Annotated in this window: 29 protein-coding genes; 25 read left to right on the forward strand and 4 right to left on the reverse strand. The window is 36.8% G+C overall.

What is annotated here, in order from left to right:
• The first annotated feature begins 206 nt into the window (after window positions 1–206).
• The 17 genes from dapB (at window position 207) to N782_RS08815 (ending at window position 16,206) form a co-directional block, all read left to right on the forward strand.
• The gene (gene dapB / locus N782_RS08740) at window positions 207–1,007 is read left to right on the forward strand and encodes a 4-hydroxy-tetrahydrodipicolinate reductase (protein WP_036818582.1); all 801 of its coding nucleotides are present in this window, start codon (window positions 207–209) and stop codon (window positions 1,005–1,007) included.
• 12 nt (window positions 1,008–1,019) lie between these two features.
• Window positions 1,020–1,442: a methylglyoxal synthase gene (gene mgsA / locus N782_RS08745; protein ID WP_036818584.1), complete on the forward strand. Its 423-nt coding sequence runs from the start codon at window positions 1,020–1,022 to the stop codon at window positions 1,440–1,442.
• Window positions 1,439–2,587, forward strand: a complete 1,149-nt coding sequence (gene bshA, locus N782_RS08750; protein ID WP_036818586.1) for an N-acetyl-alpha-D-glucosaminyl L-malate synthase BshA — start codon at window positions 1,439–1,441, stop codon at window positions 2,585–2,587. Before mgsA ends, bshA begins: the two co-directional genes overlap by 4 nt.
• Entirely contained in the window at window positions 2,580–3,782 is a 1,203-nt protein-coding gene (locus tag N782_RS08755; RefSeq protein ID WP_036818636.1) for a CCA tRNA nucleotidyltransferase, read from the forward strand. The genes bshA and N782_RS08755 overlap by 8 nt, the downstream gene beginning before the upstream one ends.
• Window positions 3,758–4,741 carry a biotin--[acetyl-CoA-carboxylase] ligase gene (locus tag N782_RS08760; protein ID WP_036818588.1) on the forward strand — a complete coding sequence of 328 codons (984 nt, stop codon included), beginning with the start codon at window positions 3,758–3,760 and terminating at the stop codon, window positions 4,739–4,741. Before N782_RS08755 ends, N782_RS08760 begins: the two co-directional genes overlap by 25 nt.
• A gap of 4 nt (window positions 4,742–4,745) precedes the next feature.
• Complete coding sequence (gene panB, locus N782_RS08765) at window positions 4,746–5,594, forward strand: 3-methyl-2-oxobutanoate hydroxymethyltransferase (protein WP_036818590.1); 849 nt, start codon at window positions 4,746–4,748, stop codon at window positions 5,592–5,594.
• Window positions 5,581–6,453 carry a pantoate--beta-alanine ligase gene (gene panC / locus N782_RS08770; protein WP_036818591.1) on the forward strand — a complete coding sequence of 291 codons (873 nt, stop codon included), beginning with the start codon at window positions 5,581–5,583 and terminating at the stop codon, window positions 6,451–6,453. Before panB ends, panC begins: the two co-directional genes overlap by 14 nt.
• Before the next feature lie 12 nt (window positions 6,454–6,465).
• Window positions 6,466–6,849, forward strand: a complete 384-nt coding sequence (panD, locus tag N782_RS08775; protein WP_036818593.1) for an aspartate 1-decarboxylase — start codon at window positions 6,466–6,468, stop codon at window positions 6,847–6,849.
• Between the two features lie 73 nt (window positions 6,850–6,922).
• A complete protein-coding gene (gene dinG / locus N782_RS08780) occupies window positions 6,923–9,727 on the forward strand; it encodes an ATP-dependent DNA helicase DinG (RefSeq protein WP_036818595.1) in 2,805 nt (934 codons plus the stop codon).
• 60 nt (window positions 9,728–9,787) lie between these two features.
• On the forward strand, window positions 9,788–10,597 hold the full coding sequence (locus N782_RS08785) for a ComEC/Rec2 family competence protein (protein WP_036818597.1): 810 nt from the start codon (window positions 9,788–9,790) through the stop codon (window positions 10,595–10,597).
• 474 nt (window positions 10,598–11,071) lie between these two features.
• Entirely contained in the window at window positions 11,072–11,242 is a 171-nt protein-coding gene (locus N782_RS21020; RefSeq protein ID WP_084103031.1) for a YpmA family protein, read from the forward strand.
• Entirely contained in the window at window positions 11,205–11,729 is a 525-nt protein-coding gene (locus N782_RS20675) for a cell wall elongation regulator TseB-like domain-containing protein (RefSeq protein ID WP_237582629.1), read from the forward strand. The genes N782_RS21020 and N782_RS20675 overlap by 38 nt, the downstream gene beginning before the upstream one ends.
• 20 nt (window positions 11,730–11,749) lie before the next feature.
• Window positions 11,750–12,934 carry a pyridoxal phosphate-dependent aminotransferase gene (locus tag N782_RS08795; RefSeq protein ID WP_036818598.1) on the forward strand — a complete coding sequence of 395 codons (1,185 nt, stop codon included), beginning with the start codon at window positions 11,750–11,752 and terminating at the stop codon, window positions 12,932–12,934.
• 19 nt (window positions 12,935–12,953) lie between these two features.
• Window positions 12,954–14,246 carry an asparagine--tRNA ligase gene (asnS, locus tag N782_RS08800; RefSeq protein WP_036818600.1) on the forward strand — a complete coding sequence of 431 codons (1,293 nt, stop codon included), beginning with the start codon at window positions 12,954–12,956 and terminating at the stop codon, window positions 14,244–14,246.
• Between the two features lie 228 nt (window positions 14,247–14,474).
• A complete protein-coding gene (locus tag N782_RS08805; protein ID WP_036818603.1) occupies window positions 14,475–15,179 on the forward strand; it encodes a DnaD domain-containing protein in 705 nt (234 codons plus the stop codon).
• Window positions 15,180–15,200: 21 nt separating this feature from the next.
• Window positions 15,201–15,866 carry an endonuclease III gene (gene nth / locus N782_RS08810; RefSeq protein WP_036818604.1) on the forward strand — a complete coding sequence of 222 codons (666 nt, stop codon included), beginning with the start codon at window positions 15,201–15,203 and terminating at the stop codon, window positions 15,864–15,866.
• The gene (locus N782_RS08815) at window positions 15,859–16,206 is read left to right on the forward strand and encodes a YpoC family protein (protein ID WP_036818606.1); all 348 of its coding nucleotides are present in this window, start codon (window positions 15,859–15,861) and stop codon (window positions 16,204–16,206) included. The genes nth and N782_RS08815 overlap by 8 nt, the downstream gene beginning before the upstream one ends.
• 21 nt (window positions 16,207–16,227) lie before the next feature.
• On the opposite strand, the gene N782_RS08820 is transcribed toward N782_RS08815, so the two are convergent.
• Entirely contained in the window at window positions 16,228–18,864 is a 2,637-nt protein-coding gene (locus tag N782_RS08820) for a PBP1A family penicillin-binding protein (protein WP_036818609.1), read from the reverse strand.
• 19 nt (window positions 18,865–18,883) lie between these two features.
• The gene (gene recU, locus N782_RS08825) at window positions 18,884–19,474 is read right to left on the reverse strand and encodes a Holliday junction resolvase RecU (protein ID WP_036818611.1); all 591 of its coding nucleotides are present in this window, start codon (window positions 19,472–19,474) and stop codon (window positions 18,884–18,886) included.
• A 123-nt stretch (window positions 19,475–19,597) separates the two neighbouring features.
• On the opposite strand from recU, the gene N782_RS08830 reads away from it, so the two are divergent.
• Window positions 19,598–20,575, forward strand: a complete 978-nt coding sequence (locus N782_RS08830; protein WP_036818612.1) for a DUF2515 family protein — start codon at window positions 19,598–19,600, stop codon at window positions 20,573–20,575.
• A 155-nt stretch (window positions 20,576–20,730) separates the two neighbouring features.
• Here the strand turns inward: N782_RS08830 and N782_RS22085 are convergent, their stop codons facing one another.
• Window positions 20,731–20,856 (reverse strand): hypothetical protein, encoded by a 126-nt coding sequence (locus tag N782_RS22085; RefSeq protein ID WP_272913642.1) that lies wholly within the window; start codon window positions 20,854–20,856, stop codon window positions 20,731–20,733.
• 175 nt (window positions 20,857–21,031) lie between these two features.
• On the opposite strand from N782_RS22085, the gene N782_RS08835 reads away from it, so the two are divergent.
• Together N782_RS08835 and N782_RS08840 are read left to right on the forward strand one after the other, a co-directional pair.
• Entirely contained in the window at window positions 21,032–21,349 is a 318-nt protein-coding gene (locus N782_RS08835) for a hypothetical protein (RefSeq protein WP_036818614.1), read from the forward strand.
• A gap of 53 nt (window positions 21,350–21,402) precedes the next feature.
• Complete coding sequence (locus N782_RS08840; protein WP_036818616.1) at window positions 21,403–21,762, forward strand: DUF1798 family protein; 360 nt, start codon at window positions 21,403–21,405, stop codon at window positions 21,760–21,762.
• A 55-nt stretch (window positions 21,763–21,817) separates the two neighbouring features.
• On the opposite strand, the gene N782_RS21490 is transcribed toward N782_RS08840, so the two are convergent.
• The gene (locus tag N782_RS21490) at window positions 21,818–21,958 is read right to left on the reverse strand and encodes a hypothetical protein (protein ID WP_161783090.1); all 141 of its coding nucleotides are present in this window, start codon (window positions 21,956–21,958) and stop codon (window positions 21,818–21,820) included.
• A gap of 149 nt (window positions 21,959–22,107) precedes the next feature.
• Between N782_RS21490 and sigY the strand changes: the two genes are divergently transcribed.
• Genes sigY through N782_RS08865 form a run of 5 tightly spaced genes read left to right on the forward strand, consistent with a single transcriptional unit; the run spans window position 22,108 to window position 23,669 of the window.
• On the forward strand, window positions 22,108–22,629 hold the full coding sequence (gene sigY, locus N782_RS08845) for an RNA polymerase sigma factor SigY (protein WP_052111260.1): 522 nt from the start codon (window positions 22,108–22,110) through the stop codon (window positions 22,627–22,629).
• Window positions 22,622–22,957 (forward strand): YxlC family protein, encoded by a 336-nt coding sequence (locus N782_RS08850; protein WP_036818621.1) that lies wholly within the window; start codon window positions 22,622–22,624, stop codon window positions 22,955–22,957. Before sigY ends, N782_RS08850 begins: the two co-directional genes overlap by 8 nt.
• On the forward strand, window positions 22,944–23,165 hold the full coding sequence (locus tag N782_RS08855) for a hypothetical protein (RefSeq protein WP_052111261.1): 222 nt from the start codon (window positions 22,944–22,946) through the stop codon (window positions 23,163–23,165). Before N782_RS08850 ends, N782_RS08855 begins: the two co-directional genes overlap by 14 nt.
• A gap of 2 nt (window positions 23,166–23,167) precedes the next feature.
• The gene (locus tag N782_RS08860) at window positions 23,168–23,365 is read left to right on the forward strand and encodes a hypothetical protein (RefSeq protein WP_036818623.1); all 198 of its coding nucleotides are present in this window, start codon (window positions 23,168–23,170) and stop codon (window positions 23,363–23,365) included.
• Window positions 23,346–23,669 carry a YbjQ family protein gene (locus N782_RS08865; protein ID WP_036818625.1) on the forward strand — a complete coding sequence of 108 codons (324 nt, stop codon included), beginning with the start codon at window positions 23,346–23,348 and terminating at the stop codon, window positions 23,667–23,669. Before N782_RS08860 ends, N782_RS08865 begins: the two co-directional genes overlap by 20 nt.
• Window positions 23,670–23,831 lie beyond the last annotated feature (162 nt).

Here is a 23,831-nt window from a genome sequence, read left to right on the forward strand (position 1 = left end):
GATTAGCTAGTGAAACAAACTAATACTATAGGTGAAACCTTAAAAATCCGTATAAGATTAAAGCGCTATTAAATAGGTTGATTAAAAATGAATTGTTTTTACCTGTCTTAATTTCAGATGGTTTGAGAGAGTTTAAAACATGTAAGGGTAAGTTTGCAAAGAGATATAGAATAAACGATGGATATGATTAGAGGAGGCAGATTCAAATGAGTAATACAAAAATCATTGTAGCAGGACCAAGAGGTAAAATGGGGAGTGAAGCACTTCGGATGATTGAGAAGCAAGACCATTTTGAATTAGTGGCTTGTGTGGATCATAAAAATGGAGGATTAGCTGTTAAAGACATAGAGTATCTACCAAATCTTGATGCACCGATCTATGAGGATATAGAGCAATGCTTTCAAGAGGTAGAAGCTGACGTTTTGGTTGATTTAACGACTCCGGAATTTGGGTACAAGCATACTCGTCTTGCTTTAGAATACGGAGTAAGGCCAGTAGTAGGAACAACAGGATTTACGAAAGAGCAATTATCTGAGGTAGAGCAAATGGCTGAAGATAAGCAACTAGGTGTTGTGATTGCACCTAACTTTGCTATTGGTGCTGTTCTAATGATGCAATTTTCTAAATGGGCTGCTAAATACTTCCCGGATGTCGAAATCATAGAACGTCACCATGATAATAAATTGGATGCACCTAGTGGCACCGCTGTAAAAACCTCCGAACTCATTCAAGAGGTTCGTGATCAAAAGAAGCAAGGACATCCAGATGAACAGGAGACGCTAGAAGGAGCACGTGGTGCCGATGTAGATGGTATGAAAATTCATAGTGTTCGTTTACCTGGTCTAGTTGCTCATCAAGAGGTTATGTTTGGGTCAACTGGCGAAACGTTAACGATTAAACATGATTCAATTAATCGAGAATCGTTTATGACAGGTGTGAAACTTTCCGTTGAGAAAGTTCTATCTTTACAAGTACTCGTCTATGGTTTAGAAAATTTATTAGAGTAGAGGGTGGATATCATGAATATTGCACTGATTGCCCATGATAAGAAGAAAGAAGACATAGTCCAATTTGCGACTGCATATAAAAGCATTTTAGAAAAACACAGACTTTTCGCTACAGGTACTACCGGAAAAAGAATAGAAGAAGCAACAGGTGTATCCATACATCGTTTTCAATCAGGTCCTCTTGGGGGGGACCAACAAATCGGTGCATATATTGCTCAAGACGAGATGGATGTTGTGTTGTTTTTACGAGATCCACTTACAGCACAACCTCATGAACCAGATATCAGTGCTTTGATGAGATTATGCGATGTTCACCAAATCCCTTTAGCTACTAATTTGGCAGGAGCTGAGATATTAGTACAAGCTATAGAACGTGGTGATTTAAACTGGAGAGAAAATAGACAAGAGAATGAGCAGCAAGGGAGAAAAGAATGAGACGAACGAAAATCGGAATTACTTGCTACCCAACTGTAGGTGGGTCAGGAGTAATCGCTACGGAATTAGCAAAATTATTAGCGGAAAAAGGGTACGAGATTCATTTCATCACTTCTAGCGTCCCTTTCCGTTTAAAACGAATTTATCCAAATATTTATTATCATGAAGTTGAAATGAATCATTATGCTGTCTTTCAATACCCTCCATATGATTTGGCACTTGCTAATAAGATGGCAGAGGTTATCAATCGAGAGCAAATTGATATTCTTCATGTGCATTATGCTATGCCACATGCAATATGTGCAATTCTTGCAAAGCAGATGGTTGAGCATGATGTAAAGATTGTTACGACCTTACATGGTACAGATATTACGGTATTAGGTGTCGATTCAAGCTTTAAAAATATGATTCGATTTGGTATTGAACAATCGGATAGGGTCACAGCCGTATCGCATAGCCTTGTAGATCAAACTAAAGATATGCTTCAAGTGAATCGCAAGATGGATGTTATCTATAATTTTGTGGATGAACGGGAGTATAGACAAAGAAACGAGGCTCATTTAAAAGAGGAATATGGGATAGAAAATGATGATCGTGTTATTATACATATCTCCAATTTCAGACAAGTAAAACGAGTACCTGATGTCATCCACTCCTTTTATAAAATCGCCTCCCACACGAAGGCTAAATTATTATTAGTTGGCGATGGACCTGAGTATTCTAAAGTATGTCAGCTTGTTAGTGAGTTAGGACTAAGAGATCGCGTATTATTTTTAGGGAAACAAGAAAATGTGTCTGAGTTATTATCTATTTCTGATTTAAAATTGTTGTTATCTGAAAAGGAAAGCTTCGGCCTTGTGCTATTAGAGGCGATGGCTTGTGGGGTGCCTTGTATTGGTACAGATATAGGTGGCATACCTGAAGTTATCATGGACGAATATAACGGTTTCATATGTCCTTTAGGTGATGTAGATACAATTGCTTCAAGAGCTCTTACACTTCTTACGAATAAGGATAAGTGGCAAGCATTTTCAGAGAATGGATTGAAGCGTGTTAGAACAGAGTTCCAATCTGAAACGATTGTCAAACAGTACGAGGAGATATACAGCGACTTACTATCTCAAAGGGATGAAAGAGATGAATAATGTTTTTGTAAACGCTGAACCTATCCTTCAAACGTTACATTATCATGGATATAAAGCTTTTTTCGTTGGTGGAGCGGTTAGGGATTTTCTCATCGGAAGACCGATTGGAGATATTGATATAGCTACTTCTGCTACACCAGAACAGGTTCAAGGTATTTTTGAAAAAGTAATACCAGTAGGGATTGAACATGGAACAGTCATGGTCAGGTATGGTGAGGAATCCTTTGAGGTAACAACTTTTCGTACCGAGGGGGATTACCATGATTACCGTCATCCAGATCAAGTTTATTTTGTAGAAGACATTCAAGATGATTTAGCTAGACGCGATTTTACTATGAATGCAATTGCCATGGATATAGATGGGGAGTTAATTGATCCTTATAATGGCGCTAAAGCGATAAAAAGAAACCAAATTGAAACGGTTGGGAAGGCTGAGGATCGTTTTGAAGAAGATCCCCTTCGTATGATGAGAGCACTTCGCTTCGTTAGTCAGTTAGGTTTCACTCTTTCTCCTACTACATATCATGCAATTCAACAGCATGCATCATTGTTAGAAAATATAGCTATAGAACGTTTATCGATTGAATTCGAAAAGCTTATTCAGGGCGATGGTGCCAAACATGCTTGGGCCTTGTTCACCCAATCGAATATGGAGAAGTATTTACCTGTATTGAAAGAAGAGCCTTCCTTGATGAAACGTTGTTCGAATAAAAACTGGCTTGCATTAGGTGATTTTTCCGAAGCAATCTGTATGTTCCATATACTTGAACCTACTTTTTCGATAGAGTATTGGGTTAAAGAATGGAAGCTATCCAACAAAGTGAAACGCAAGGCCACCAGGTTATTAAATGCTTATACAGAATGGATGCAAGGAAATACGATATGGGCCATATATAAGCTTGGCTTCGATCAGTTACCGCCATTTACTCGTGTAATAAATTTATTGAGTTCAGAAGAAAAACTAGAGGTTGCATCACTTGAAAAGATGTATCATCATTTACCTATTTATAATAGAGAAGAATTAGCTGTTAATGGTAAGGACATAAGATCTTGGTTTCCTAATCGCACACCTGGGCCTTGGATTGAGTCGATGCTCGTTACGATAGAAAGAGTTGTCATAGAAGGTGAGTTAACGAATGAGAAGGGAATCCTTAAAGAGAGGGTTTTACAATGGAATCCACAAGAGGAAAATTAATTGAATTATTATCTCAAGTTGAGGAAGGGTATGTTTCGGGTCAAAGGCTGTCTGAAGACCTTCATATAAGCAGACCAGCCGTATGGAAGCACATGAAGGAACTAGAGAAGGATGGATATGAGATCGAAGCTGCACCTCGAAAAGGATATCGAATTGTATCGTTTCCTAATAAAGTAAGCGAGAACACAATTCAATGGGGAATGAACACAAACTGGTTAGGTCAAAGGCTCATACATAAGTCAACTGTAACCTCTACCCAAATCTTAGCTCATCAAGCAGCCCAAGAAGGTGCTCCTCATGGAACCATAGTGATTGCGGATGAGCAAACGAAGGGAAGAGGTAGGTTAAATCGCTCGTGGCATTCGCATAAAGGAGAAGGGATTTGGATGAGCATCGTCCTTCGTCCTACTTTTGAGCCTTATAAATCACCACAGATCACGTTACTTGCTGCTACTGTCTTAGCTGAAGTTTTTAAGGGGTATTGTGATATTAAACCACAAATAAAGTGGCCTAACGATATATTAACAGATGGTAAGAAACTAGCAGGAATACTTACAGAACTTCAAGCTGAACAAGATCAAATTAATTATATTATTTTAGGTATGGGTATAAATGTGAACCATCCGATTGAGACATTTCCAGAAGAAATTAGAGATAAAGCTAGTTCCTTGAAAATCGAGTCTGGAGAGTCCTGGGAATTAGCAAGTTTAATCCGAGAGATCATACAAACGTTTGAGAAGAGATACGAGGAATTTATGGAAGATGGATTTTCTAAGGTGAAATTACGATGGGAAGCATTTGGGTATCGTATAGGGGAAATTGTGCCTATACAGACATATCAATCATCTTGGAATGGAAGAATAATGGGCATAGAAAGCGATGGAGCGCTTCGAGTTGTAGATGAAGAGGGGAAGGAACAAACTCTATACTCTGCAGAGATACAATGGGGGAAGGATTAATACAATGAAAACAAGTACACAATTAAAGAAAATGAAACAAGAGAACCAAAAAATTGCCATGCTTACAGCCTATGATTATCCCTCAGCAAAATTAGCTCAAGATGCTGGTGTGGATATGATTCTCGTTGGGGATTCATTAGGGATGGTGGTTTTAGGTTATGATTCAACTATCCCAGTTACAGTAGAAGATATGATCCACCATGGAAAAGCGGTTAAACGTGGAGCGACTGACACATTTACTGTAATTGATATGCCGTTTATGTCTTATCATATTTCTGAAGAAGAGACGATGAAGCAGGCAATGCGTATGATGCAAGAAACAGGAGCGGAAGCATTAAAGCTAGAAGGTGCTGGTGATGTTATATCGATCATTGGTCGCTTAACAAAAGGTGGAATCCCTGTTGTTGGCCATTTAGGATTAACACCACAATCTGTCCATGTACTAGGGGGATACCGTGTACAAGGGAAAGATTCCCAAGCTGCTGAACAGCTTATATCAGATGCTGTTGCCATCCAACAACAAGGTGCCATCGGACTTGTATTGGAATGTGTACCTAAACAATTGGCCCGTGAGGTTCAACAAAAACTCCATATCCCTGTCATAGGAATAGGTGCAGGAGTTGAGTGCGATGGTCAGGTATTGGTGTACCATGACCTTATACAATATGGTGTTGATCGTCTTCCTAAGTTTGTACAATCATATTTGAATGCTAATGAACAAATAAAATCTTCTATAAGTGCTTATATCAAAGATGTTCATGATGGCACTTTTCCAAATGACGAACAAAGCTTCCATATGAAAGAAGAGTCTTTACCTCGTATTTACGGAGGGCAATCAGATGGAAATCATTAAGTCTATTCATGACATGCAATCCAAGATGATGCAATGGAAGCAATCAGGTAAATCCATTGGTTTTGTTCCCACAATGGGATATCTTCATGAAGGGCATCAACAACTGATGAAGAAAGCTCGGCAAGAGAATGATATTGTCGTGACAAGTATATTTGTTAACCCCCTTCAATTTGGACCGGATGAAGATTACGAACGATACCCTCGAGATGAAGTGCATGATACAGATATAGCCAAAAAAGAACAAGTAGATATATTATTTTATCCTCATGTAAATGAAATGTATCCTAAGGATCAAACGATAAGAATGACCGTCCATCAAAGGGTAGATGTGTTATGTGGAAAAAGTCGCCCAGGTCATTTTGATGGGGTTGTTACCATATTGGCTAAGCTATTTAATATCGTTTATCCTGATTATGTCTATTTAGGATTGAAAGATGCTCAGCAAGTAGCTGTAGTTGATGCACTCATACAAGACTATAATTTTCCTATCAAATTGAGACCAATTGCTACTGTTAGAGAACAAGATGGACTTGCTAAAAGTAGTCGTAATGTAAATTTATCCGATCAGGAACGGATAGAGGCACCTTATATTTATCAAGCTCTCCTTCATGGCCAAAAGCTTATGCAAGCAGGTGAACAGGATGCAGAGGTTATTATCAAGGAAGTTTCTCATTTCATTCATACACACACCCATGGTAAAATAGATTATGTTGATCTCTTGTCATACCCTGAATTGGAGCGTGTGAACCATATTAATGAACAAGTGATACTTGCTGTTGCTGTGTACTTTAAGCACGCCCGGCTTATAGATAACGTTGTATTAGATCAACAAGGTTCGTTTGCAACAGCGATCGTATAGGGGGAAGGAAATATGTTTCGCACCATGATGAAATCAAAGATTCATCGTGCCCGCGTTACAGAAGCAAATCTGAATTACGTAGGCAGTATCACCATTGATACACATATTTTAGATCAAGTGGGCATTTTACCACATGAACAAGTACAAATTGTTAATAATAATAACGGAGCTCGTCTAGAAACATATGTTATACCTGGCGAGCGACATAGCGGAGTAGTTTGTTTGAATGGAGCAGCTGCTCGTCTTGTACAACCAGATGATATTGTCATTATTGTTTCTTATGCTATGGTAGATGATCATGAATTAGCAACTTTCAAGCCGAGAGTTGCCTTAATGAATGAACAAAATGGGATTGATGAAATCATTGAACAAGAACCTCCATTAACGGAAATGTAGCTCCCATTCTTGGGAGCTTTCTTAATATAGCTTCTATATAAAAGCCATTGTAAGGTGGAAAAGAGGTGAGCTAATGGCGAAATATGTAGTTGTAGATTTAGAAACGACAGGCCATACTCCTAAAAAAGGCGATAAAATTATCGAAATTGGGATGGTTACAATTGAAGATGGTGTCATAACCGACCAATATAAATCCTTTGTAAATCCTGAGCAGCCAATACCAACCTTTATTACACAATTAACAGGGATAGCAGATGACGATGTTGTAGATGCACCCTTATTTAACGAACTTATTGATGATATTTTAACTAGATGTGAGGGAGCATATTTTGTAGCGCATCATGTTCAATTTGATTTAGGTTTTTTAAATTATGCACTTGAGGAAGCGAATCGTTCTGCTTTATCAGTCCCTGTACTAGATACTGTAGAGCTTGCTCGCATTTTTATGCCTCAAGCTCCAGGATTTAAGCTTTCCCAACTATCGGAGTTCTTTGAAGTCCAACACGATGATCCACATCGTGCGTTAGCAGATGCTTATGTGACTGCAGAAATATTACTGAAATTACTCGCAAAGGCAAAACAATTACCATACGAAGTTCTGCATCAATTATCCTTAATTCAAGGAAGGCTTAAAAGCGATTTAAGCGAAATACTTCACATGTGGTTACAAGAGAAATCCTTTAGTACTCACGATCGAGAAGATTTAGAAATCTTTAGAGGTATTGCCTTAAAGAGAGAAATCGAAATAGAAGAGGAAAATCATTATGTAGAAGAAGGCTTTGACCCCTTCTTAGATGATGTTTTAAAACCTGATGGACTTATGAGTAGCCATGTACATAATTTTGAGGAGCGTAAGGGGCAAAGAGAAATGTCTTCGACGATATATGATGCATTTCAGTCCCATTCGCATGCATTAATAGAAGCAGAAACAGGTACAGGGAAATCCCTTGCCTACCTACTTCCATGTATTTATGAGTCTGTTTTTAAAGAAGAACGAATCATGATTAGTACGCATACAACTCATTTACAATCACAGTTGCTTGAAAAAGAAATACCCTTACTTCAAGAAATACTTCCAATTCCTTTTCGATCAGCATTATTGAAAGGGAAACAACATTACCTTTCATTAAAAAAGTTTGAATACGAACTTCAATCTTCAACGGATAATAATTACGATGTTGTACTTACAAAGTCCATGATATTGGTTTGGCTTACAGAAACCACTACCGGTGATATAGAAGAGATTCAACTTCCATCGAGTGGTGCCATATTTTGGCGTAAAATATCCGCTGAGGCAGAAGGATATTTTACGCCAAAATCGCCATGGTTCTCTAGGTCATTTTATCAGCGTGCTAGAAAAAATGCACAAAAAGCTCATATAGTGGTTACGAACCATTCTTTATTATGTACGGATATTATATATGATTATGGATTATTATCCTCTTATCCAAAAGTCATTATTGATGAAGCTCATCATCTAGAATCATCAGCAGCAAAACACTTTGGATTAAAGCTTGATTATGTTTCTATTCAATACCTGTTAAATGAGATGGGGGGTAATAAATCGGGAGATTGGATGAGTAACTTGTTGTCATCCTATCCTGATTTGGCATTAAAGCAAAATGTATCAAAATGGGATAATACCGTTCAGATGATCAAAGAGGATGCTGATGAATTATTCCGGTACTTATTTACTTACGTATCTAAACAGCAAAATGCTAACATTTCTTTAAATGATGTAGGTCGATTTCAATATCGTTATGTGCCTGAGAAAGAAAGTTCAACCGTCTGGAGTACAGTTAGAGAAATGGCTAACAGAGTTTCTTTTCATATAAGGGATTCTATTCAATTCCTTCATAAGTGCAAGAATTGGATTAGTATGACCGAAACATCGGAGGAATCTGCACGGTGGACAGAAGATATACGCATGTACACAGAACGTTTGGAGATGGTTATTGACTCCATTGATCAATTGCTATTAACAGATGACAACCAAATGGTGAAATGGATTGAGATTGAAGCATATGGTGCAAGAAATTCTGTCTTCATTTATAGTGAACCTATTGAAGTAGGCTCACTCTTATCTGATTATTTCTTTAAAGAAAAAGAAAGTGTCATATTGACTAGTGCAACGTTAACAATGAATGACTCATTTTCATTTATGTTAAAACGTCTAGGCTTGGATCGTAACCAGACCGTTCAAAAGAAAATCGAATCACCGTTTCATTATGAGAATCAAGTGCAATTACTTGTTCCAGATGATTTTCCAAGTATTAAGTCAGGAAATCAAGATGATTTTATCTATGCTACATGTGAGGCGATTTATTCCCTTGCCACCATTTCCAAAGGACGTATGCTAGTTCTGTTCACCTCGTATGAGATGCTAAAGAAAACATATAACATCATGAAAGAATTCATTAATATGGATGAATTCATGCTGATCGCACAAGGTGTTTCAAGTGGTAGTCGTGCTAGATTAAAAAAGAATTTCCAAGCATTTGATCAAGCAATTTTATTTGGTACGAGTTCCTTCTGGGAAGGTGTGGATATACCTGGGAATGACTTGTCGTCCCTTGTGATTGTTCGTTTACCGTTTCAACCACCTAACCATCCTGTATATGAAGCTAAAGCTGAAGCTATTAAAGAAAATGGTAAAAATCCATTTATGGAATTATCGCTACCAAATGCTGTCATTCGATTTAAACAAGGATTTGGTCGATTGATTCGCTCAAGTACTGATCGGGGCTTAGTTATGGTGTGTGATGATCGTATAATGAAGGCTAAATATGGAAAGTATTTCACCCAATCTATTCCTAAAGTTCCTATTCAGTATGGAACTACCAATGATTTAATGGAAGAGGCACGTAAGTGGTTATGATAAAGTGAAGCTTATAAACACATTCTAATAAAGAAGTTTGATGTTAGGATGTGATATCTAATGAGGGTAATTATTTGCTTAATGTTCACGATTGTAATTGGAGTGCAGCTAGTAGGATTGCCTCCAAGTTATGCACAATCTCCTCCAAAAGTATCCTTGCAGGAAGATGAAGCGTTATTTATCTTTTTTGCTTTACCTGATGGAGAAGCTATGCTGATTGCAACAGGTAATGACAAGAATTACCTTGTTAACACAGCATCAAAAGCAAGCGAAGATGAGTTGATTAAACAAATAAACCATCTGGGTTTGAAGCAAATAGATGGCTTGATATTAACCAATCATAGTGAATCTGAATGCGGAAATACAAAAAGAATGGTTGATCGATATCACATTGAAACCATATATTATCATGGTAATGTCCGTGGTGATTGCATGGATCAAGTTATGGAACAAGCCAATATGGAGGAATGGGAGCAGAGTGAATCACATGAATTAACTTCTTCTTTACAAGTAAAGGTGTTACCTATAAGCAAACAAGATGATATGAGTCTATACTTTACATTTGGCAAAACGTCTTTGTTATATTTAGCAAGCGGTGATACGGAACTTGAAGATGCATTGTTACATTCGTCACTTAAAGCAGAAATACTTAAAATAGGTGATTATGCAAGGACAGACTCCCCTACCTTGAAGCTGTTAGAGAGTGTTGATCCTCATATAGCTATGATTTATCCCCTCAAAGGATCTTCACCTAATGATGGGTTGTTAGAACGTCTATATGAGTCATGGATTGATGTTTACCAATTGAAAAAAGTCGGGACAACTACAGTACATTGCACAAAAGAGGATTATGAGTTGTATCCTAAATAATAAAAATGATTGCAGGTTACTTTTATGTAACTTGCATTCGTTCTTTTTAAATAGAACAAAAGCGCAGGCGCCCGTTTAGCGACGTATATGCTGGACTGAGCCGTAGGAGATAAAGGCAACACGAAGAACGAAGTGATTCGATGTTAACTTATCGTACGGAGGCGAGGGAAGCATACTAGTCGCTGGGCGCTGGAGCTGGACGTGGCCGTATCACTTTTTCAGTTATACACAAGCATTGAATTTTATAATTTACTTGACGATAAAAAAAGCCTGTACAAGAATTTGTACAGGCAATAGATGGGTTAGGAAGAATTTTTGAAATTGGTGGATAGTTATCAAATTGTCTTACATTTACTGTTATAATAAAGAGGTATTTCTCTTTGGTGTACTATTATTGTGTGTACTATCGACCGAAATATGAAAGGGAATTTTTTGATAAATTATAGATGTAACTTTTCATTAGGAGGTTCATGAATGGAGCAAAAAATGGAAGTCTTATCAACCGTGAGAGTGGAAAAATCAAATGACTTGTATAAAATAGTTGATTCATTAAATCGTACATTAAAACAACAGGACCTAATGTTTGGTCTAGCATTGGATGAACATGATGAAAACACAGCAGTTTTCACCATCTACAGAACGTAGTCGACTCAAATATTTATTTTGGGGTTTAGGTGTCAGTTTACTTTTGCTATTTTTTCTCTTCATTTATATTTATATACAAATCATACAAGATAAGACAAGCACGTTCGATCATTCAAAACAAGCAGCTATCGAAGAAACACCACTCGAAGTTACCAATTCAGTTACACGCTACCATGGAGAGTATCGTTATGATATAGTAGCAGGCGAAGGTGTTGATGAAACAAAAGGTTATGCATTTGTTCCAATTAACAATAAAGATGAAGATATTTTCTATCAGATGCTTACTAATACCACTACGGAACAAGAGATGTTATCTTCATGGAAATCATCATGTAATGGTTGTGAATTAATTTCAATACAACCTGCCATTGATAAAGGAAATCCATTATGGGAATTAACATACGTTGATGACAAAAATCGATATGTATTAGACTACTTCCTCATGAAGAATGGCGACTTTTATGAACAATTACGATTTAAACAATAAAGCAATAGGAGGGACTTTTCATGGAATTAGCTAAAAGAGTACAAACTTTAACTCCATCCAGTACATTAGCCATTACTGCCATGGCAAACGCCTTAAAAGCTGAAGGGCATGACGTTATTGGCCTTGGTGCTGGAGAACCTGATTTTAATACACCTGAAAATATTTTAGAAGCAGCTCAAAAAGCCATGTATGAAGGGCATACCAAATATACTCCATCAGGTGGTATCCCTGCTCTTAAAGAAGCAATCATTAAAAAGTATAAAGTTGATCATCAGCTTACATATGAGACGAATCAAGTAATCGTTACTACCGGAGCAAAACATGCGCTTTATACACTTTTCCAAGCATTATTAGATCCAGGAGAAGAGGTTATCGTTCCTGCTCCTTATTGGGTGAGTTATCCAGAGCAAATTAAATTAGCTGAAGGAACTCCTGTTGTAGTTAAGGCCTTAGAAGAAAATGACTTTAAATTATCACCGGAACAAGTGGAAGAAGCGATTACGGGTCGTACAAAAGCTATCATTATTAACTCTCCTTCCAATCCAACAGGTATGCTCTATTCCAAAGATGAATTGGAGAAGATAGGAGAGGTATGTAAGCGTCATAACGTTTACATAATTTCAGACGAAATCTATGAGAAACTCATATATGGTGATGGTACTCATGTATCCATGGCACAAGTTTCTGAAGAACTGAAAAACCAAACCATTATTATTAATGGTGTTTCTAAATCACATGCTATGACTGGATGGCGAATTGGGTACGCATTAGGCGATGAGAAATTAATTAAAGCCATGACAAATTTAGCATCACATTCAACCTCTAACCCAACAACTATTGCTCAATATGCAGCACTAGAAGCCTATACGTCTTCACAGGAAAAAGTTGAGGAAATGAAGGTTGCATTCAGTCATAGGCTTGAGAAACTCTATGATTGGATTACAGATATACCAGGTATAGAATGTGTGAAGCCAAAAGGTGCGTTTTATTTATTTCCAAACGTGAGTAAAGCGGTAGAGGAAAATAACTTCGATTCTGTAGATGACTGGGTTAAAGCTCTATTAGAAGAAGAAAAAGTTGCACTCGTACCTGGTTCTGGATTTGGGTCAGAACAAAACGTGCGTTTATCCTATGCAACATCACTAGATCAATTAGAAGAAGCTTCAAAACGTATTCGCCGTTTTGTAGAAAAGCATCAATCTTAAGTAAGTGGAGGGAACCATTTTGAAAACAACGATATCTCAAGTTCATAAATATGTTGGAGAAAAAGTTACCATAGGAGCATGGCTTGCAAATAAACGATCAAGTGGGAAAATTGCATTCTTACAGTTACGAGACGGAACTGGATTTATGCAAGGTGTTGTAGTGAAAGCAGATGTTGATGAGGAAGCTTTCACACTTGCTAAAAATATCACTCAAGAATCTTCTTTATATGTTACTGGAACCATTGTGGAAGATTCTCGTTCTCCATTTGGTTATGAAATGCAAGTATCATCTCTAGAACTGATCCATGAAGCAGTGGATTACCCTATTACACCAAAAGAACATGGACCAGAATTTCTAATGGATCATAGGCATCTATGGCTTAGATCAAAGAAGCAGCATGCAATTATGAAAGTACGTAATGAGATTATTCGAGCTACGTACGAATTCTTCAATACACACGGCTATACTAAAATTGATCCTCCTATCTTAACTGGTTCATCAGCAGAGGGGTCTACAGAGCTCTTCCACACAAAATACTTTGATGAGGATGCCTACCTATCACAAAGTGGTCAACTCTATATGGAGGCTGCTGCAATGGCCTTTGGGAAGGTGTTTTCTTTTGGGCCAACATTTAGAGCAGAGAAATCAAAAACACGTCGTCATCTTATTGAGTTTTGGATGATTGAACCTGAAATGGCATTTATGGATCATAACGATAGCTTGGAAGTCCAAGAACAGTATGTTTCGCATGTAGTGCAATCTGTACTTGAAAATTGTAAGTTAGAGTTACAAATTTTAGAACGAGATACATCAAAACTGGAATCAATCCAAGCACCTTTTCCTCGTATCACGTACGATGATGCTGTTAAACTTCTCAAGGAAAAAGGGTTTGATGATATTGAATGGGGAGAAGACTTTGGTGCGCCACATGAAACAGCCATCGCAGAAAGCTATGAAAAGCCTGTATTCATAACGCATTATCCGCTTGATATTAAAGCTTTCTATATGCAACCTGATCCAGAGCGCCCTGATGTTGCTTTATGCGCGGATTTAATAGCACCTGAAGGCTATGGCGAAATCATTGGTGGTTCAGAGCGTATTAATGATCTTGAGCTTATGGAACAAAGATATGAAGAGCATGGTTTAACAGGAGATGCCTATCAGTGGTATCTTGAGTTAAGAAAGTATGGAAGTGTTCCTCACTCTGGATTTGGGCTAGGTTTAGAGCGAACAGTAGCTTGGATTGCAGGTGTTGAACACGTTAGAGAAACCATACCATTCCCACGTTTGTTAAATCGCTTATATCCTTAATTTACTCAGAAAGCTCCCATTACTTGGGAGCTTTTTCATTATTTTTATACTCGGATATCGAAAGCGATACATGTTATAATCAAGTTTGTATCACTCATTGAGATAGGAATAATCGCTTGTAATTACAGTCTACTTTTGCTTTTAATAAAAAGATTCACATCATATGATCGCTCTCGAATATGAGGATGCGAGTTGCTCTAAAGAAAAGGCAGAGGTGAGAGGAAAAATATGAATCATATTAGCTTATTAATGAAAGATCAGATGGCTTTTCCGAAAAAATTACTAACAAACTATCATACTTTAGGAATTTCAGAGGTAGATGTTTTAGTTATTCTTCAAATACATCGTTTTCAAATAGAAGGAAATGACTTTCCAACACCAAGTGAGCTTGCCCAATACTTGACTGTTTCAGAACAAGAATGTTCTCAAGTTTTGCGAAAGTTAATACAAAAAGGATATCTATCCATTGAACAAATGACAAATGAAGACAATGTTATAAATGAAATCTATACTCTAGATGGTTTGTGGCAATCGTTAGTAGAAGAGAAAGTGGAATATAATGAGTCCACTTCTTCCCAATCTGATGAGGAAGAACAACCAAATATGTTTGTACTATTTGAGCAGGAATTCGGTCGTCCCCTTTCTCCTTTTGAGATTGAAACCATTAACTTGTGGATTGATGAAGATCATCAAGAACCAGCTCTCATTAAGGCTGCCCTACGTGAGTCGGTTTTAATGGGTAAATTAAATTTCAAGTATATTGATCGTATTTTACGTGAATGGAAGAAAAAAGGAATTCGAACTGTCCAAGAGGCGAGAGAAGCCAGCAAATCATTTAGAAGCCAGCAATCATATGGAGCACCTGCTACTGAAGAGTCCACTCAGCAAAAGAAAGATGCCTCCATTTATTACAATTGGCTTGAAGATGCTTAAAAAGGGTGGAGGAAAAGCTATATGTTAAATCAATCCCAAATTCGTACAGTACTTGATACATTACAAGAGATGTTCCCTGAAGCGGATTGTGAACTTGAGCATTCAAATCCATTTGAGTTGCTTGTAGCTGTAGTGTTGTCAGCTCAATGTACAGATGCATTAGTTAATAAAGTGACAAAAGAATTGTTTAAGAAATACAAGTCACCTGAAGATTACGTAAATGTTCCAATAGAAGAGTTACAACAAGACATTCGTTCCATTGGTCTTTATAGAAATAAGTCGAAAAACATTCGTAAGCTTAGTCAGATGCTAATTGATGAATATGATGGTGAAGTACCATCTTCAAAAGCTGAGTTAGAAAAGTTAGCTGGAGTAGGAAGAAAAACTGCAAATGTAGTAAGCGCCGTAGCATTTGGGGAACCTGCTATAGCAGTTGATACTCACGTTGAACGAGTATCAAAGCGTCTTGGTATATGCAGATGGAAAGATTCAGTCTTAGAAGTTGAAAAAACATTGATGAGGAAAATTCCGAGAGAAGAGTGGAGTGCAACACATCATCGAATGATTTTCTTTGGACGTTATCATTGTAAGGCACAAGTTCCTCAATGTGAAATATGTCCGTTATTGGAGATATGCCGTGAAGGCCAAAAACGGATGAAGAAAAAGGAAAGAGAAACCAATGTATAGTATAGATTCTATCGATACATGGAAAAAGGAACGAGACTATATAGCATCTCTTTATAAATCTCGCCAAAACCAGAAAGCTTCTTCTTGTATGGAGAAGCACATAATCGGATTTATCCAATCTCTATACCAGTTAAACGAGAGAGAGTATAGAGACGATGCTAGTATTCATAAAGATATCGAAGGATTTCAGTATAAGCCGATGAATACGGTAGACAGACTAACCTTTATCGATCATTCTAAACAACATTACCATGCCTACATACAGTTAGACGAATTGTATGAGTCATTGGAAAAACAATTTGCAAAAGCAAAGGTTTTAAAGAAAAAGGATCAATCCTAAACAGGATTGATCCTTTTTGTATTAGTTGCTATCTTCTGTTTGATTTGTTTCATCGTCGTTATTAGTATCATTTTGATCTTCTTGATTTGTAGAATCGTTAGAAGAATCATCATTTTGGTTGTTATTCTGATTGTCAGTGTCATTGTCATCATTACTGCTAGAATCATTATTATCGGAATCATTATTTTGGTTATCGTTGTTGTTATTACCCTCTTGATCCTCGTTATTCTCATTATCTTCGCCGTTGTTTTCGTCATTGTTATTTTGATTGTCTTCTTCGTCTTCATCTTCACCAACGCCGTCTAAGATATCATCTGGATCTTGTTCTTCAGGTATTTGGACTTGAACAGAAGCTGGATCACTTTTGTTGTCCGAGTTTGTTTCACTAATGGCAATAACATCAAAGGTGTACGTTTTACCTTTTTCAAGGTTGCTTATCTCTGCTTTTGTATCCTTGGTATTTGGAACGATTGTTTGCTTTTCTTCACCTTGTGCGCCGCCATTAACAGTAAATACGACTGGTTTTCCTTCATCTTGGTTATAGGACCATGATAGTGTTAGTGTACCTTTTTCTTCATCATATTGACTTGTTAATCCCTGAACAGGATCAAGCTTATCATATTGGTTTGATGTTTTAGAAGGTTCTGTACCTTTCACAAATAGTTCATAGTTTATTTGACTTGAAGGTGTGAATTCACTAGGTAATTTAGCAGGATTTGTACCTGCTTCGACTCCAACACGAACTACAGATGAAGGTTGTTTGAAATCAGCAGTTTCAACTCCTTGAGATACATGAGACATGACCTGCTTAAATATTTGTTGAGGTATGTCTTTTCCTTGTTTAATAGCTCCATCTTTGTATCCTGACCATACTGAAATAGTATAGTTTGTTGTGTAGCCAGTAAACCAAGAATCACGCGTTCCACCACTTTCGGTGTTGGTCGTTCCTGTTTTGCCTGCTAGTGGAAGACCTGAAACATTTGCTGCTTGACCAGTTCCCATAGGAGAACTTACTACATCTTTTAGCATGTCTGTAATCATGTAAGCTGTATAGTCTTTCATTGCAACTTGAGATTTCGTTTCAAACTCGACCGGATTACGATCACCCTGGAATTCTACTTTGCGAACGGAATAAGGTTCATTATGAACACCTTCATTACCAAATGCACTGTATGCACTTGCTAATTCTAATGGTGTAACATGAGTGGCACCACCAATAGCGTTTGATTCATACATTGGGTCATTTTGGAAGGAAATACCTAATCCTTCTGCGAATGATTGCGACTGGTCAATGCCTACCTCCATGAGCGTCTTTGCTGCTGGTACGTTTCTTGAACGAGCTAATGCTTCTCTCATGGTCATCCATCCCATGTAACGATTATCCCAGTTGTTTACATCGTTATTGTCTCCTGTTTGGAACTGATAAGGTTCATCATTTAATTGATGATAGGTAGACCACTTATTGAATTCAATAGCAGGCCCATAGTCAACAATTGGTTTGAATGTTGAACCAGGTTGACGCCCGTCTCCTTGAATGGCATAGTTCCATGAATCATTGAGGTTCTCTTTATTACGGCCACCGCCTATAGCACGAATGGCACCAGATTTCGTATCAAGTACGGTGAGACCGGTTTGAAACTTATCGTCTGGGAAAGGAATAGGGCTGTTTGGTCCTAACAATTCTTCTACTTTCTGTTGAGCGTTTTGGTCTAAGGTGGTGTAGACTTTTAATCCATCCTTATAGATATCTGCACCTTCCATTTTCTGTTGGACCTCATTGATTACTTTTTCTAAGAAAGCATCATAAGGAATGTTAGTATCAGGATTTCCTTGTTCAATCATAGATGTAACTTTTACGTTTTGCGCTTCTTCAGCTTTTTCTTTGTTTATTTTATTATGTTCAACCATTAGGTCCAACACAACATTCTTTCGTTCCTGAGCAAGCTCAGGTGCTTCAAATGGGTCATAACCAACCGGACGCTGTGGTAAGCCTGCAAGTAAGGCTGCTTCTGGTAAAGTTAACTCGTCTAACTCTTTATTGAAGTAAATTTCTGCTGCTTTTGATACGCCATAAGCATTATTACCATAATAGATAGTGTTTAAATACATGGTAAGTATTTGATCTTTAGAATATTGTTGCTCCATCCGAATCGCAAGCCATTGTTCTTGTACCTTTCGCTCGATGGACTTTTCCGGGCTAAGAAAAGCATTCTTAACAACTTGTTGTGTAATAGTACTAGCTCCTTGTGAACCAAAGCCCTCTGTGATATTAGCGTACACAGCAGCTAATATTCTTCTAAAGTCAATGCCTATATGTTCGCGGAAACGCGCATCTTCCGTAGCAATGACAGCATCTTCTAATACTTGAGGGATTTCTTCATAAGAAATCTTCGTTCGTTTCTGTGAACCTAAATCAGCAAATAGCTCGCCATCTTTATCATAAATTTTTGCAGATAATGGATTTGATAATTTCTCTTCATTTAACGACGGTGCTCCAGATACATAATAAGCAAACAATCCGCCAACACCTATTGCACCAATGATACCGACCAATAAAATCGTCATGAGTACTCGTCTTACCATAGGTTTCTTATTTTGCTTTTTTGTTTGTTTTTGTTGATTCTTTCTAGCTGTTCGAGATTGGCTATTATCTGCCATTTCCCATCTTCCTCCGTTCTTAAAGGTACACTTCATCCAGTACAGATAAATAATCTACTCTAATATGAAATTTCAAAGGAATGAAATGTCCTCCTTGTTGTATATCCTTGTAAGGAATTGATTTTCTTCCACCACTATTTTGACGTTCCCAATAAGAGAAAAGTTTCTCTGCAGGGAATAAATATGTTTCTTCTTGTTGTGAAAAGCGGAGGATGATAAAACATATACCTCCATGCTCTATGACTTGCTTCATATGCTGTATTTGATGTTCATGAACATTTGAGAGTGGAAAGGATGTCTTGTTTTTTGTTTCCTTAGCTTCAAAGTCTATATACCTACCGTTATATACGCCATTATAATCTGTAGTTGATGGTTGTTTAAAGTAAGCTTCTTTTATAACAGCTGCACTACGTTTAGGAAAATCGACGTTAACGATTTGAACAGGTGTAGGTTTTTTGTGAATCACTGCCTTTCCAGATCGCAAGTAAGCCTGATTAGTCTGATTTATATCTTCTTCAAGTGTCATGCCACGATTGGAATAGTCGGGCTTTTTATTCTTTTTTCCGCCAGTAGGTGGGGGTGTTCGTTTATGACCATTAGGATAATTCATAAGTAATGTTCCTCCCTGTGCATGTAAGTATCATATCAAAAATATATAAATGATGAGAAGAAAAATTAAAAAATCCTCTTATTTGTCATATTTTTGAACATGCTACTAGAGAGGTGAATCATTATGCTTTCAAATTTCCATCGAAACATTGTAACAACAATCAAGTTAGAGACAGTTAGGCACAACGTCGACAATATTTCCCGTACTAAAGCCTATCAAAACATCTATATAAAACATAAAGAAATAAAATGGGCGTTCTTAGCAAGTATGGTTTCTAGAAATGCAGGATGGAATATGACAGATTTACAGCAAGAACCTTTTAAAACCTTTCTATCAAGACAAGCAAAAGAGGATTTATTTTCTACATACGAGAGAGCAAATTGGTTAATCTTTTCTGATGCTTATCCACAGTTACTTCTATATGAGAGGTCCAAGCAGCTTGACGAACCGTTGTTTCAATTACTCACACACTTACATGTTTCTAAGTTTATGCAAAAAGAGTGGTTCTTTTTTTGGAAACATAAAGATTATAATCGACTCGTAAAAGCTCTGATTATTAATGAACAAAATGTCATTCAACAACCTGTCATTCTTCAACCGTTTTTCAAGAAAAAAGTGTTCCATGGATATCACTATTTAATACAGGATTTCTTCCATATGAGTGCAGTTCTTTTTCCTACTGTACAAGGAAAAGTTTATGGATCCTACGTGCATGACTTTTCAAACATTACCAAACGCATAACATTAGGTAAAAGGCTAGCTTCATTACTGTTTCATCCAGAATATTACCCTGATTTTTATACATTTGCTAATAGGACTGAGCCCATTGGGTCCCGGTATGAGTATGAGCAATATTTTACTACACCAACAGCAAGAACACCTATGTTAAGAGCATTATACCCTATTATCACTCACAAGGACAAAGTTCGAAAAGATTGGTATGTTTCAGGGAGTTGTGTAAAGAAAAGATGGTGGAAATCAATACACCCAGTTTTCTCTCAAGACGTGAGTCATCGTTATTATGCAAAAAGACATGGTTTACTCGCTATTCAGAACATGGTGAGTGCTTATCAAGAATCAAAGGTAGATAAAAAACCTTAAACCTCCATGAGGTTTAAGGTTTAGTTAAGAAATAAAGAGTCTACACGAAATTTATTTCACTTTGACTGGTTACGTGAAGCCTTCTTAAACCAATTCTTAACTTTGTTTACACCCTGTTAGAGATGAGCACGATATCCTTGCGTTTTTGTTAAGGTTTAAGTTGCAGGACGATTTTCTCCTTCAAGTTTAGGATTGCCATCACCCTTGAAATTTTCATTTCGTTGCTTCGGCTCAGAATTTAATGGCTTTTTAGCTTGTGTATTTCGACCTTTTTTTCCCATTGTTATCCCTCCTCGACAATAGTTTATATCAACTTTTCTAAAAAATACGAAAGAAGTACAAAACTGACGAATTTCACTTTCTTTGTAGCTTTTGTTCTAGTTTTGTCGTTTGAGAAGGGGATGAACAAAGAAAGGTGAATAATAAGAGTACACAAATTATGAAGGAGGAGTTAGGATGGGTGTTGCTGCAAAAAAAATCGGTACTTATCCAGATGGTGTATCTAGAGTGGAATTTGAAAAGTCTTGGGTGGATTTAATTGATCGTGTACAAATCATTGATGATAAGGTATCTAAAAAAGCCGATGAAGTTGTGTTAACAATGGTCCTAGCACATCGTCGTGAAATAGAACAGCTCCAATTAGAATTCCTTCAGTTACAAAAAGAAATTAAAACACTGCAAAAGCAACAGAAGGTCTTAGTAGAGGATAAACAAAAGCACATGATTGAAAAGAAACCGATAAAAAAGAGTTTGTGGAATTGGTTTCGAAAATAGATGAAGTACCTCTTTCCTTCATGTTACAGTAGAAGAGAAGGAGTGAGATAGCATTGAGTTCTAAGCTAGAAAATCAAATTTGGACTATTAAGCAAGAATTAAATCAATTAAAAGATCGTTTTCTTGCTTCTGATAAACGAGCAGATAAAAAGGATCGAGCTCTCTTTGAACAGGTGAAGGAAGAAACTTCTCCATTATTTACATTAATTCAAGAATGGTATGATGAAGCAGAGCAATACGTGAAAATGAATCCAGGTAGCAAGGTATTTCCCTTACAACTAGAAAACACTAAAGATAATTTTGAATTACTTGTTCTTCATAGTTACTATATTGATGTTCCAAAGAAGCGTTATATGGAGCTTTATAATTCCGTTCACTATGTTTTAGATCAGCTCTTAGATAATTTTAGATAAAAATCGAAAGCAGACCAATATCTTTTGGTCTGCTTTCCTTATGTTTTAATCGAATCTATTCTTTTATAGCTCCGCCTTTATTATTATGCATGTTTTTTGGCTTTTCTTCACCAACTTCTGCAAACTGTTTAGCTGATAATGGTTTTTCGTGTTCATGATTTTGTTTTTTCTCTTTATATCCTTTACCTCGTCCCATAGAATCCCTCCTTTCATATTTTATTGTTTCTGATTCACATGAAAACATGCTTGTGATTAAAAGCTGAAGTCATAAAATAAATTAATCTTTTTGTGAACGATATAGAAAAGTTATACGTCTAATAAGTAGAAGTGAAATGAGGAATGCCTATGGAACAAGATTATCTAGCTCGTGCAAAAAAAGGAGACGAGGAAGCATTAGCTAGTATTCTTAAAGAACATTATACATTCGTATATAAATATGTTTTAAAAATATCAGGATCAGAGCAAACAGCATTGGATATAACACAAGATACAATGGTGAAGGCTATCCAAAAGATTCAACAATACAAAGGGAAATCTGCCTTCTCTTCTTGGTTGATTCAAATTGCTACAAATACATATTTAGATATGAAGCGAAAACAAAAAACCGCTCAATCGTACTTGGAAAAGGAAAAAAGAAAGTTAGACTACAACATAAACAACTCTTTTCAATCCACAGAATGGCATGCAACAAAAGAGGCCATATGGAAACTCCCCGATGCTTATAGGATTCCGATTTTACTTAAGCATTATTATGGATATGATTATGCTGAAATAGCTAAGATGACTTCTGTAAAAGTTGGAACTGTCAAATCAAGAGTTCATTATGGCTTAGCCATTTTAAGAGAGGAGCTTCAAGAACATGAGTGACTATAAATCATTAAAAGAGGAAGAAGTGGTTCAAGCTATCAAGTCTGCATCAGAAGATATAGATGATGAAGTCAATATAAAGGAGCCCTCCTTAGACTTCTTCAAAGACCTTGTATATCAAGAACGACAAGCTTGGTATAGAAAGTTATGGTTAGAACTTCTATTTTTCTGGTGTATTGCTTTATCCATTATCAGTTTGATGACAATCAGTATTTTGTATATTCCAATGATTTTTGTAGGGATACAAATACTTGTTGCTATTGGATTGAGCGGTTATTTTATTAAAGAGTATGCGAGAATGGCGGTCGTACAAAATGACTTACATTAGTGCTGATGAACTCCCCATCTGGGGTTGGATACTGGTAGGGATTATTTTACTAACCCAGAGTTCGTTTTTGTTTATCCAAGCAAAGAAAAAAGGGAAGAATCAATGGATTTGGGGGATGATTGGAATTATTCAAGCTCCAATCCCACTTATAATCTTCTTATTATTAAACCATTATGTGTGGAGTAAACATGAATATGAAGGTGATTAAAAATGGTAAGGACTATATTGATCGCACTTATATCATTATTACAGATAACAGGGTTAGTAACCATATTCTTTCATATAGGCTGGGGACTTACGTTAATTGTGAGTTCCTATGCATGTTTAACAATTGTGTTGATTTTATTGATTAAAGAACGATTGAGAGAAAAAAAGGAGGAGGAAGAAAATGATTATAGTGACTACTGATTTCATTCCGGGATACGAGATTCATGAGGTGAAGGGGTTTGTTAGAGGAAGTACGGTTCAATCGAAGAATGTTGGTAGAGATATTTTAGCTAGCTTAAAAAATATTGTAGGTGGAGAAATAGTCGATTACACAAAGATGATGGACGAAGCTCGTCAAAAGGCAATAGGTCGTATGAAAGAACATGCAGAGGAAAAAGGAGCAGATGCTATCATAGCCGTTCGATTAGAAACATCCAGTGTAACAAGTGCAGCTTCAGAAATTATTGCGTATGGCACTGCTGTTACCTTATCAAAAACACAGTAAAAAAATACGGGTCTTTATCGAAATTTTCACTTACAATGAGAGGCAAATTATTGTTTTCATTAATTAGCTTGGATAGTTTATATCCAAGCTTTTTCTATGTATTTGTTTATTCCATATAAGAGGCATAATTATGAAGACTTGAATTCGAGATATTATTGGGGA

Source organism: Pontibacillus yanchengensis Y32 (genome assembly GCF_000770635.1).
GTDB lineage: Bacteria > Bacillota > Bacilli > Bacillales > BH030062 > Pontibacillus > Pontibacillus yanchengensis.